Genomic DNA, 12,590 nt, shown 5'->3' on the forward strand with positions numbered 1-12,590 from the left:
TGTGGATAGTAGGCATTTGCATCCTGTTTTTTTGGGTGCCGGGGCGAAAAATAAGTTCCACTTTGATGGGTAAATGCCATGACGAATGTTCTCGGTAACTTCCCGACAAGGTTAGAATGTGCGAAATCAGGACGAGTCAATGACCCAAGACACCCTCTCGGAAGCCGAATACGATGCGATCACCGATGCCGCCGCGCATTGGTGCATGCGTGTGCACGCCGCCGATTGCACGGATGAAGAGCATCGCGCATTCAAGCAATGGCACGACGCCCATCCGCTACACGCTTTCGAATATGAAGCCATGCTGGAAATCTGGGACGTGGCCGAGCACTTGCCGCGCCCGGATTCGGCTACCGTCATCCCGACCCAGCTGCCAGTGCAGCAGCCTTCGCGTACGTGGCGTCAATTCGCTGTAGCCGCAGGTGTCTGTGCGCTCGCGCTACCGTTGGCGGCGTACACCGGCTGGAACCTGGGCTGGTTGCCCAACAGCTATGAACATTTTGCCGCCACCGATAATGTGCGGCAGGTGACATTGAGCGACGGCAGCCAACTCGAACTGAACCTCAATACCGATCTGACCTTCAGCAACTACAAGGACGAACGCCGCGTCACCCTGAAAAAAGGCGAGGCATTCTTTAGCGTCAGCCACGACCTGTCCCACCCGTTTGTCGTCCGCGCAGGCGAAGGCAGGATTCGCGTCACTGGCACGCGTTTCAATGTCTGGATGTATCAGGATCAAGTCCGCGTGAACCTGATCGAAGGTTCGGTGCTGGTCACCAGCGATCGCTCATTGCCCGGCGATGGCTTGCGCCTCGGCCCGTCGATGCAGGCGCGCTACAAACACGGCGACTACATGCCGCAGATCAGTCAGACCTACTCCGGTGACACGTCACTGGCCTGGCGCAACGGCAAACTGGTGCTGGATAACCTCGCGTTGAGCGAAGCCCTGCCACTGATCAATCGTTATCTGAACAATCCATTGCAGCTGGCTGACACCAGCACGGGTTCGATCCGCGTGGGTGGCATCTACAACGTCAAAGAGCTGAACAACCTGGCCAACAGCCTGCCCAAGGTATTGCCGGTTTACCTGAGCCGTAACAAGGAAGGTAACCCGGTGATCAACTCGATACCGCAACAACCGCCAAAAAGCTGAAGGCCGCGTCCTTTGCAGGAGGCGGCCTTCGGGCTCGATGCATTTATCGCTCGAATTATTGAGCGGCGACTTTCCCCGCCTTGTTCAGCGTTTCGCGAACAGTCTGCACCTGGTACTGCGGGTCAGCCTGAATCTGCTGCTCGGTAAACGGCAGCACACTCCACTGTTTCTTCGAGAACGCCTCGGTCTGGTCCCGCGAATACTTCGATGCCGGATCGCTCGACAGCGAGAACGCGAGCAGCCCTTGGGCGTGCGGGCCCTTCTCATCGAAGGTCACGACTTGCAGGTAGCTGGTGCCGCTGACCACTTCAAGTTTGCCGTCTTCACGCGGCACGCTCTGAATGGCGTTGTAGATCCCCAGAGTGCCCGGGCCGCCGTGAATCGGCGTCTGTTGCCCGCCACTGCTGACCACCTGGATATCACCCCAGCGGGTTTGCGGCTTCAGGCCCATTTTCGTGCTCAACTCGACCGACGCCAACATGGCGTCACGCAGCGCCTTGGCCACCGCTGGCTGCTCGACCGCCAATCCCCGCGGCGTGTGTTGCGCATCTTTGGGATCGAACGCCACGCGCCAGACATCCGGCGAAGCCTGCAGCGCCTGCATGATGTTCTGGAAATGCACCAGGCCCAGGCCTGAATCCAGATTGGCGCGGCCATCCCAGGCCTTGAGACTGACGCAAACCGGCTTGAGCGCCTGCGCGTCGGCACCGAGGTCAGAAGCACAGAACTTCAACAGATCGGGGACAACCTGGGTCGCCAGATAGACCTGATCGTCCATCACCATTTGCTGCAGATCCTTCACCGCCAGCGGACCTTTCTTGCTCAGCGAGCTCAAACGATCCAGCGCAAACCGTGAACGCAAGCCCAGCGGCTGGCCGTCCTGACTGATCAGCGGCGAGAAACCGGTGAGCGGTTGCGCCGGGTTGGCCAGCCACGCCGAATCGTTGGAGTGCTGGACGAAATCCTTGCGCAGCAGTTGCGGTAATTGGCTGGAGGCATAAATGCCTTTCTGCGCGGCTTGTGGATCAATGTCCCACGCGCAGGCACTGTTGGAACCGTCCAGCACGATCATTTTTGTGCCAATACGCGGATCACTGCACTTGGCCAGTTTCTCGGCGTTGACGTTCGGCACCACTGACAGGTTCATGTACAGCGTCTGGCCCTTGTCATCGACGGCCAGGGTATTGACCCAAGGAATGCCCTGAATCCTGTGCACCGAATCCTGCAGTTCCTGAAGCGTGGACGCCTGATTCATTGCATACCACTGATTCAGCACTCGATCATTGTCGAGGTTGGCATCACGCAGGCTGTAGGCGAACTGATTGTCCCAGTCGAGCTTGCCCGGCCATTGCACAATCGGCCCGAACTGCGAGCTGTAGACATCCCGCGACACCGCCACCACTTGCCCGTCAGCCTGCTTCACCTGCACGGTCACAGTCTGCTTGTTCATCGGCAGGGATTTGCCATCGAGCAGGTAGCGTGTGGCGTCTTTTGGATCGAGTAGCAAGCGATACAGGGTGAAATGCTTCGACGAATCGACCGTGTGCGTCCAGGCCAGATGCTGATTGAAGCCGATATTGATCATCGGCAGCCCCGGCAACGCGGCGCCCATGACGTCGAGCTTGCCGGGAATGGTCAGGTGCATCTGATAAAAGCGCATGCCGCCGACCCAAGGAAAATGCGGGTTCGCCAGCAACATCCCGCGCCCATTGAACGAGCGCTCACTGCCCACAGCGACAGCGTTACTGCCACGATCAAGAGCAAAACGCTGCTGACGCGTATCGGCCAGCCGATAAGCCTGCACGTCGTGTTCGATCCCGGCCGTCGCTTGCGGCGGAGTGGCGCCGGCCAAAGCCTCGGCAAACTGCCCGACGCCACCCTCGACCAGCAGACGACGGGTCAACTTCATCAGATCTTGCGGAGCAATCTCCCGCACCCATTCGCCCTGACACTGTTGCGGCAAGCCCTGCTGGCGGCGCTCGGCCAGATAACGGTTGTAACCGGCGGTATAGCCTTCGACCAGATCACGCACCTGCACAGGTTGCGCCTGCCAGAATGCCTTGACCGCTTCGGGGGTGTTGAGCCAGGTAAAAAACACATCGCTGACACGGTTCTCGCGCTGTTCGACGGTGAATTGATCCGGACCGAAGTAACGTGAACGCTGGCCGTTGACCGTGACGATCTCGTTGGCCAGCAGACACAAGTTGTCCTGCGCATAGGCATAACCGATACCGAAACCGAGCCCGCGCTCGTCTTGCGCGCGAATATGCGGCACGCCAAAAGCGGTGCGACGAATATCGGCACTGACATCAGTGGCCGGGCTGAACGCATGAGCAGAACAACTCAGGCCAAGAAACACGCCCGCCAAGGTCAGTCCGGTTAACTGTCTGAAAATAATCACACTCGCTCCTGATCGACATGCCAAACAGCGGACCTGGCGCTAACGCCGATCCGCCCTGGAAACACCCACGCGTCCACGCGCAATGAGCCTGTCGAAGAAACGAAGCCAGAGCAAAAAATTTAGGACCACCACGCAATCCCCCAAAAACGCAGAATCAAAAGCCCCTCACCCTAGCCCTCTCCCAGGGGAGAGGGGACTGACCAAGGTGTTTTGCAGAGATGCGTCGACGTGAAATACCAAGCTGAATTCAAGCCCAGCAACAATCCAGATCAAAAGCCAAACACACCTTGCTTCTCACCACTCAACAGGATGAGCGTTAGCTCGGCTGCAGCTCTTGATCTTGATTCACAGGCCGCGTCGGCAGGCTGAGTGGAGGGATTGACCCGGGGGTGGGAGCGTAGCGACCGTTTGGCGCAGCCAAACACAGCGAGAGGAGGTGCAGCGAAGCAAACCGTAGGCGCTGCGCCCGGATCGATCCCGGAGCGAAGGAACCCCGAGCCCCAGCGAGCGGGCCGAACGCTGCGGCAAGCCTTTTTGGGTACTTTTTCGGCGTCTGGAAAAAGTGCCTCGCCGTAAGGGCGAAACCGCCAGCAGCCCCCCCCCGAAGCACCGGATATACACCCAAAACCCCAAGAGCATGGCCGGCCCAAAGGCCGCCAAGCCCAACGCAACTTCAAGCCACAATCACAAGGAAAAGACAAATCCCCGACAAATTTTCTACATTTTTTCTTTCATGATTTGTCGTGCTGATACGTCTTGTCTTAGAGAGCGCAAAAAAACCACCCCGATCAGGCTCTGAAAAGGAGTAATCGCATGTACAACTCGCAACTACCAACGGACGGTAGCCAGGCACCCAAAGGAGTCTCCATGAGCCCCCACGCGAGCGATTTCGGGCAACGCGTCGAGCGTCACGGCAACGAACGCATCCGGCTGCTGCTGAAAAGTTTCGGCCTGCGCACCAGCCTGATTCGTCTGAAAGTCATCGACGCCCTGCTGGTCGCCGCACAAAGCGAGCGACGTCTGGGCGTGCGCGGTGTCCACAGCCAATTGCTCGATCTGGATATTCCGCTGTCCTTCCTCAGTGTGCGCGAAGTGCTCAAACGGCTGTGCGCCGAAGGTGTAATCACCTTCAATGACGACAAGAGCTACAGCCTGCACCCACAGGCTGCGGCAGTCCTCAACAACGATTGAAGCGTGCGGCAAACGCCGTCAAGGCTTGACCTTGCGGCGCATTACGCCATTGATCACCACCACGATCACTGCCACACCGATGGCGACGAACTGAAACGTCTTCTCCGAAATCATTCCGGCGTTTTGCAGCCAGGACAGGCCGAGCATGATCGCCAGCACCGACACGGCGATCAGAATCGAATAAATCAAACGTTGCTTGTGGGTCATTGCGGCTTCCTGAAACGTTGAAATGTATCTGCTTTGTATCCGATTGCATGCCATGCACTTACCGTTCTCCGGGGATGCCGCGTGGCAATCGGGGTCTCATGTTACAGCCGATGAAGAGTTTTGGCTTCATGACGGCGTAACCATGAGGAACTTTCAAAATGCTGCGTCGAATCACCTGGCTGATTCCCGTTCTGGCCCTGCTGACCCTGAGTGGCTGCATCATCTTCCCCCACGGCGGCTGGCATGACGATCACCACCGTTACTACCAGGGCGGCCCTGGCTACTACCAACATCGATAGAACAGGATTGTTCGCCCTGCCCGCTGGCCGATAAGCAGACTGCGGCAGGAAATCAACAAGTCCGATCAACTTCAAACAAAGCCCGCCCCGTCGCGGGCTTTTCTGTTTTCGTCGTCTGAGTTCACCACACCGCAATAACTCACACGGATACGGCCGGCAGTAACCAGCAAACAAGTTGCAAGCATTTGAAATCTAATGTCGCAGCAAAAAAATAGGTCACACAAGCCTCTGCAACTAGTCTCTGGCAACTTTCCTTCCACTCACTAACAGGGACGTTTATGCAGAGAACACTGATAAAAATCGGGCCGCGACAAGTGCTCGGATTCTGTTTAGCGCTAAGCGCTTTTGAACTTCTGACGTATATGGCCAGCGACTTGATCATGCCGGCCATGCTCAGCGTTACAACTGATCTTCAGGCCGATGTGCGACATGTTCCCAACGCCTTCAATCTTTATCTGCTTGGCGGTATCTGCCTGCAATGGCTGATCGGGCCATTGTCCGATCAATGGGGCCGACGGCGGGTATTGCTGAGCGGTTGCGCATTGTTTGCTATGGCCTGCGCTGCCGCGTTTGTCAGTCAGAGTATTGAGACTTTCAATCTACTGAGACTGCTGCAAGGCATGGGCTTGGGCTTTGTTGTCGCGGTCAGTTACCCGGCCCTTCAAGAGGTATTCTGCGAGGCCGATGCGGTGCGCTTGATGGCGCTGCTCGGCAACATCGCCCTGCTGTCACCGCTGGTGGGGCCGCTGCTGGGCATTCTGTTGTTGCAATGGTTGTCCTGGCGCGAACTGTTTTTGGGCCTGGGCCTGGTAGCGTCGCTGGTCTGGCTGGGACTGTTCGTCTACATGCCGGAAACGGTCGGGGTGACGCGCCGCGACGGGCATCTGCAACCCGCGGTACGTTTTTCCTGGCGCCAGACCTGCGAGCGCTACCGCGTCTTGTTCGGCAATGGCCGATTCCTCGCTGCCAGCCTCGCGCTCGGCCTGATGAGCTTGCCATTGATTGCCTGGATCGGCCTGTCACCGTTGCTGCTGATGCAGTTGCTCGGGCTGTCGCCTGTTGAATACGGCGTGTGGCAGATTCCGGTTTTTTCTGCCGTGATCGCCGGCAACCTGATCCTCGACCGGTTGCTCGTCACTCACTCTTTGCGCCAACTGATCCGCCTGGCGCTCTGGCCTTTTTGTCTGGGGTTGTTGGCGCTGATCGTCAGCGCGCTGTCCGGCGCAGGCCTGGGCCTGGTGGTCGCCAGCCTGGCGTTGTACGCGGTCGGTCTAGGCATGAGCAACGCCGCACTCTATCGGCTGGCGTTATTTACCAGCGATGACAGCAAAGGCCTGGTCTCGGCCATGGTCGGCATGATTTCGATTGCCGTGATGGGCCTTGGCGGCTTGCTGATTGCCACCTTCGGCGGTGGCGCACGCCTCGAACTCTTCGCGCTCTTCGCCGCCTTCAGCGGCCTGATGAGCCTGCCGTTGGTGCAGGGATTGTTACAAGGCACACACGCCGACTCCCCCGCCGCTCAATAAAGGAATATTGAATGAATCTGTTCCCCGCCAGCGATGCGCTCTGCGCGTTGCCACACCCCTATTGCCCGGATTCGGTGCCTGCGGGCCTGTTCGATCGGGCCATGACCGAGATCAGTCGATACCATTGCCAGCACACTCCCGGTTACGCCCATTGGCTGAATGCCAACGGTCTCGACGTGGCAGCGCTCGACAGCCTGGATGACTGGTCGCGGCTGCCACCGATTCTGGCCAATTTTTTCAAACAGCAACTGTTGCTCAGTCCGACCGGGGAAAACGCCCTGGAACTGACATCGTCCGGCACCAGCGGCCAGAAAAGTCGCATGCGTTACGACTCACGCAGCCTGTCGGGCGCGCAGTTCATGGTCGAACGGATCTTTAGCCATTACGGCTGGAACTGCGCCGATACGCCGTGCAACTACCTGCTGCTGAGCTATGAGCCGCAGGGCGCCATCACATTGGGGACGGCATATACCGACCAGTTCCTCTGCCGGTTTGCCCCGGTCAATCGCGTCGCCTACGCCTTGCGCTGTACCGGTGACAGCCACCAGTTCGATCTGTTCGGGGTCATCGCGGCCCTGCAATCGTTCGCCGAAGAAGGCTTGCCGGTACGCATTTTCGGCTTCCCGGCATTCCTTTGGCAGGCCTTGCAGCATATGCAGACTAACGGCGTGCCTGAGCTGCAACTGCCAGACGATTCACTGGTGTTTTTCGGCGGCGGCTGGAAAACCCGCAGCAGCGAGGAAATCCCCAGACTGCAACTGTATGAGCGCATCTCCCGGCAACTCGGTATCCCGACATCGCGCTGTCGCGACGGTTACGGTGCGGTCGAGCACGCGGTGCCTTACATCGAATGTGCCCACCATCATTTCCATGTTCCGGTTTACGCCAAAGCGTACGTGCGCAATCCGCAGGACTTCTCCGTGCAGCCCTACGGCCAGCAAGGCTTGCTGGGATTCGTCTCACCCTACATTTCATCCAGCCCGGCGCACGCGGTAGTGATGAGTGATCTGGCAACGCTGCACCCCGGCTCGAGTTGTGGCTGTGGCCTTGCCTGTGACTGGTTCGAACTGCATGGACGCGCGGGAACCACTGCCGGCAGAAGCTGCGCGATGGCCGCATCGGAATTACTGGGGAGCAACTGACATGTACCTGATCAACGGAGAACTGCACGCGGACGTCGACCTCGACAACGCACTGGCACTGCTTCATCAGGCCTTGCCGCAACACCTGAACACGCCGCTGGACAGCGCCACCGTGCTGACCGCAACCGCCAACTTTGCCCGACATCTGCGCAGCGCCGAGCTGCCGCTGGATGACACGCAACGCCAGGCGCTGATCGACTTCTGCCAGCCTCACGCGCTGCAAACCAAACTCAAACGAGAATTGGGCGATCAAGCCGAAACCCTGCGGCGTCTCGATTATCGCCAATCGCAGTTTGAACGCTGGAGCCCGCTGGGTCTGGTGGTCCATGTCACACCGGCAAACGCGCCGCTGCTGGCGTGCTGCGCGATGATCGAAAGCCTCTTGGCCGGCAACATCAACTGGCTGCGCCCCAGCCGCAGCGACCACGGTTTGACCGCCCGCGTGTTGCACGCACTGGTGCAATGCGACCCCAGCGGGCAGTTGCGCTACCACGTGGCCGTGCTGCCGCTGGCGACGGAGCAGATCGGCCGCTTGTGCAAAATGGCCAATGGCGTATCGGCGTGGGGTGGCGAAGCGGCGCTGCAAGCGATCCGTCAACAGCTGCCACCCGGTTGTCGCTGGATCGACTGGGGGCACCGCATCAGTTTTGCCTATCTGACGCCAGACGCAGCTTCGCCGCAGGCACTGGAAGCGATCGTCGATGAGGTTTGTCGACTGGATCAACAGGCCTGCTCCAGCCCGCAGTGGTTATTGGTCGACAGCGATGACCCGATCGTTCTTGAGGACATCGGTTGCGCATTGGCCAAAGCATTCGAGCGACGTGCCGGGCACTGGCCGGCGCTGGTCCCGACGGTTCAGGAAGCCAGCGAAATCAGCAGCCACAGCATGATGACGCGTTTGAGCGGGAGTTTTTCCGGGGTCACCGCGCAGGTCTGGAGTGCGCCGGGCTGGCGCGTTGTCTGGACCCACAATGCGTTGCTCGCGCCCTCGCCGCTGTTTCGCACGCTGCTGCTCAAACCGCTGCCGCGCGAGCGTCTGGCGCAAACCCTGCAGCCCTGGCGCAACGTGTTGCAGAGCTGTGCGCTGGTGTGCAGCGAAGCACAGATCGCCGCACTGTCGCTCACACTGATTGCGGCGGGCGTCAGCCGAATCACCCCGATCGAGGCGATCCATGACGGCTATGACGGCGAACCCCACGACGGCGTTTACGCGCTGCAACGCCTGAGCCGACGGGTGTCGGTCAGCGTCGCGCCGACGCAACTGCCCCGCCACATGAACCTTGATCGGACACCTTGTGCGCTGCCCCCGAGCAACTTGCCGATCACCGACAAACAAGCGTTTATCGCTCGGCCGACGACAGCGGCGGCGCAGCTGTTTTTCCGCTCCGGCGGCAGCAGCGGCACCCCGGCGTTGTCGGGATTCAGTTACCACGATTTTCAACGACAAATGCAGGCGACGGCCGACGGGTTGTTCGCGGCGGGCCTCGATCCGGGCCGCGACAAGGTGATGAACCTGTTCTTCAGTGGCGGTTTGTACGGTGGCTTTTTCAGTTTTGCCAAAGTCCTCGAACTGCTGGGCGCCACCCATCTGCCCATGGGCGCCCCCGCCGATGATGACTACAGCGATATTGCGCAAGTGATCATCGAGCAACGTGTGACTGTATTGATCGGCATGCCCAGCACCCTGCATCGGTTGTTCCTCAACGAACAACAGCGTCTGAGCCGCTATGGTGCGATTGAAAAAGTGTTTCTCGGCGGTGAGCACATCAGCGATCAGTGTCGCGAGCTATTGCAACGCTGCGGCGTCTCCAGCATTCGCTCGGCGGTGTACGGCAGTGTCGATGCGGGGCCATTCGGGCATGCCTGCGCCGCCACCGGCGATGGTGTGTTTCATCTTATGGACGCCATCCAGCATCTGGAAATCGTTGCACTGGAGGAGGACGTCGCGGTCGTCGGCAATGAAATCGGCCGCTTACTGTTCACCTCGAAAGCACGCGAAGGTCAGCAGGTGCAACGTTATGAAGTCGGCGACACCGGTCGATGGCTGCCCGGCGCCTGCGCGTGCGGGCTGAGTTCGCCGCGCTTCGAGCTGCTGCAACGGCACGGCCGACTGCTGCGCATCGGCACTGATTTCATTTGCCTGAACGAACTCGCCGCGCACCTGCAAGCACCATTTCAGTTGCACCTCGATCACGCCCCTGATGGCCTGGAGCGCTTGCTGATTCGCAGCCCCGGCGAGCCTGCCGACATCCTCGAGCAACTGCAGAACTACTCGACGCTGGCCGTTCTGCAGCGCACCGGGCTGCTCACGGTTGAAGCGCAAACCTGCGAGCCGCAGCAGTTCTGCAAAAACAGACACAGCGGAAAAATCCCGTCAGTCATCGACGCGCGCCGTTAAGAGCACTATCGCCCACGGCGGCCATTATCCAGGACAACATCATGAACACGACACTTGAGTTAAACGCGCTGGTCGCTTTTGCCCGCGAACATTCAAAGTATTACGCCAGCCATTTGCATCACGTTACCGCGCAGGTCAGCACACTGGATCAACTTCCGGTCATCGATCCGCAACACTACTGGGCGACCAGCCAGAACTTCGATCAATGGCCGGTACTGACATCAACGGTTGAGCGCGCACTGGTGTTCAAGACCGGCGGAACATCCAGCGCCGGTAAACTTTCGGTATTTACCCGCGAAGAATGGCAGACACTTGTAAAAGACTTTGGCAGTCATCTGGGCCAACAACTGAATCCGGGAGACCGGGTGGCAAATCTGTTCTATGTTGGCGATCTGTATGCCAGTTTCATTTTTATCCACGACGCACTGGCGCAGGAAACAGCGGGTGTCACCGAATACCCGTTTACCGGTGATGTCGACCCTTTTGTGCTGGCTGATTCCATCCATCAGCACCGGATCAACGTGCTGGCCGGTGTGCCCGCGCAATTGCTGGCATTCGCCGGCGTGCTGGAGCGCCAGGCGCAAACACTGGTTGAAGTCGAGACCGTGCTGTATGGCGGCGAAAGTCTGTTCGCCGGGCAATTGCAGTTATTGCAGCGGGTGTTTCCCAACGCTCGGATCGCCTCCATCGGCTACGCCAGTGTCGACGCTGGCTTCATCGGCGCCACGAGCCGCGATTGCGCCTTGGGTGAACACCGGATGCTGGCCAGCCACAGCCTGCTGGAAATCGTCGACGAACATACCGGTGAAGTGATCGAAGAATGCGACCGCAGCGGGCGACTGCTGATCACCAACCTCACCCGTCGGCTGATGCCGTTGATTCGCTACCCCGTGGGCGATCTCGCCTGCTGGCGAGAACCAGCCACGGCAGCCATGCGCAAGTTTGCCCTGCTGGGCCGCAGCGCCAGCAGTCAGCGCGTGCGGGTGAGCAGCCTGACCCTGCTGGTTGAAGACATCGCCCGGATCGTCCAGCGCACCACCGCCAGCGACGACTGGCAACTGGTCATCAGCCAATCGGCCAACGTCGATATCTTGCGTGTGAAGTGGGTGCCCGACGGGCTCACGGCCGAAAACGCTGATGCCGGCACAACGCTGCACCGAGAATTGATCGAGCATTACCCGCTGATGACGCAACTGTGCGTTGAAGGCCAACTTGAATTACAGGTTGGCCGTTGCACAACCGATGAACTCGCTCGACATCCGCGCTCCGGCAAGCGACAACGAATCGTCGACCTGCGCATCTACAACACCCAACGCCCGGAGCAACGCCCATGGACGACGTGACGCTGCGCAGCTATCGACGCACCGACGCCGGGGCTGTCAGCCGTCTGTTCCGGGAAATCTATGGTGATCACTACGTGCAGCCACACGTGTATTTGCCGTTGATGATCAACCAGAACCATGGCGATGGCAGCTGGCATTCACTGGTGGCGGAGTCCGGCAAAAAAATCCTCGGTCACGCCACGTTATGCAGAAACCCCGGATCGCCCACCGCGGAACTGGCATTGAGCGTGGTCCATCCGTCGACCCGCGGGCAGAACATCGCCACGCAGTTGGGCACTCGGCTACTGATCCATGCGCAAGCGCTCGGCTGCCAAGGCGTGACCATCAAACAAGTGACGCAACACCCCTACACACAACGCATGGCTGACCGGCTCGGCTTCTGCAGCAGCGGCTTGCTGCTCGACTATGTTCCCTCGCCGTTTGGCGAACTGCTGCCGGAGTCCATCGTCATCGGCTATACGCCGATTGATGGCTACCGCCGCCCGCTCCCGACACTGCCATGGCCGCAAAGCTGTGGCAATTTCATGGAGCATTTGTGCGAGGTATACGGGACACAGGACAAGGAGACTCCCTGGGTAGGGCCGCCGATCCATGTCGAACCCTCTACCGGGCGCTATGACGTGATGCTGAAAAAACTCGACAGCAGCCTGCTCAAGCAGCTTCGACAACTGCCAGCACACTGGATGATTTCAATAAGGCTAAGACTTGCAGCGGGGTTTGCCAGCGCCGTGGAAGACCTGTCGGCAATGGGGTTCATCTTTACCGGGATTGCCCCGAATGATCGCTGCGCGGGTTGGCTGGCGTTGTTTCATCGGGGCTATCGCCCGCGTTCGCTGGAGTTACATTGCCCGCACATGCAGCGTCTGCATGATCAGGCGCAACAGCACAGCGCCGCGCGCGCCAGCCCGACATCACCACACTCTTGAGTAA

Annotated in this window: 10 protein-coding genes; 8 read left to right on the forward strand and 2 right to left on the reverse strand. The window is 59.4% G+C overall.

Going from position 1 to position 12,590, the window contains the following annotated elements:
* The first annotated feature begins 139 nt into the window (after positions 1-139).
* Complete coding sequence (locus L8H52_RS17865) at positions 140-1,153, forward strand: FecR family protein (protein ID WP_242208040.1); 1,014 nt, start codon at positions 140-142, stop codon at positions 1,151-1,153.
* A 55-nt stretch (positions 1,154-1,208) separates the two neighbouring features.
* Here the strand turns inward: L8H52_RS17865 and L8H52_RS17870 are convergent, their stop codons facing one another.
* Positions 1,209-3,554, reverse strand: coding sequence for an acylase (locus L8H52_RS17870; RefSeq protein WP_242208039.1), 2,346 nt, complete (start codon positions 3,552-3,554; stop codon positions 1,209-1,211).
* 813 nt (positions 3,555-4,367) lie between these two features.
* Between L8H52_RS17870 and L8H52_RS17875 the strand changes: the two genes are divergently transcribed.
* Positions 4,368-4,745, forward strand: a complete 378-nt coding sequence (locus L8H52_RS17875) for a fe2+ zn2+ uptake regulation protein (protein ID WP_127927942.1) — start codon at positions 4,368-4,370, stop codon at positions 4,743-4,745.
* 18 nt (positions 4,746-4,763) lie between these two features.
* Here L8H52_RS17875 and L8H52_RS17880 read toward each other — a convergent pair whose 3' ends face one another.
* Entirely contained in the window at positions 4,764-4,952 is a 189-nt protein-coding gene (locus tag L8H52_RS17880; protein WP_038363103.1) for a hypothetical protein, read from the reverse strand.
* A 158-nt stretch (positions 4,953-5,110) separates the two neighbouring features.
* On the opposite strand from L8H52_RS17880, the gene L8H52_RS17885 reads away from it, so the two are divergent.
* The 6 genes from L8H52_RS17885 (at position 5,111) to L8H52_RS17910 (ending at position 12,586) form a co-directional block, all read left to right on the forward strand.
* Positions 5,111-5,251, forward strand: coding sequence for a hypothetical protein (locus L8H52_RS17885; protein ID WP_007918111.1), 141 nt, complete (start codon positions 5,111-5,113; stop codon positions 5,249-5,251).
* A 278-nt stretch (positions 5,252-5,529) separates the two neighbouring features.
* A complete protein-coding gene (locus L8H52_RS17890; RefSeq protein ID WP_242208038.1) occupies positions 5,530-6,777 on the forward strand; it encodes an MFS transporter in 1,248 nt (415 codons plus the stop codon).
* A gap of 11 nt (positions 6,778-6,788) precedes the next feature.
* The gene (locus L8H52_RS17895) at positions 6,789-7,919 is read left to right on the forward strand and encodes an acyl-protein synthase (protein ID WP_242208037.1); all 1,131 of its coding nucleotides are present in this window, start codon (positions 6,789-6,791) and stop codon (positions 7,917-7,919) included.
* 1 nt (position 7,920) lies between these two features.
* Positions 7,921-10,317 (forward strand): acyl-CoA reductase, encoded by a 2,397-nt coding sequence (locus L8H52_RS17900; protein WP_242208036.1) that lies wholly within the window; start codon positions 7,921-7,923, stop codon positions 10,315-10,317.
* Between the two features lie 41 nt (positions 10,318-10,358).
* Positions 10,359-11,660, forward strand: a complete 1,302-nt coding sequence (locus L8H52_RS17905; RefSeq protein ID WP_242208035.1) for an AMP-binding protein — start codon at positions 10,359-10,361, stop codon at positions 11,658-11,660.
* On the forward strand, positions 11,648-12,586 hold the full coding sequence (locus L8H52_RS17910; protein WP_242208034.1) for a GNAT family N-acetyltransferase: 939 nt from the start codon (positions 11,648-11,650) through the stop codon (positions 12,584-12,586). The genes L8H52_RS17905 and L8H52_RS17910 overlap by 13 nt, the downstream gene beginning before the upstream one ends.
* Positions 12,587-12,590 lie beyond the last annotated feature (4 nt).

It is taken from the genome of Pseudomonas sp. CROZ-RG-20F-R04-15 (assembly GCF_022662375.1).
Taxonomy (GTDB): domain Bacteria; phylum Pseudomonadota; class Gammaproteobacteria; order Pseudomonadales; family Pseudomonadaceae; genus Aquipseudomonas.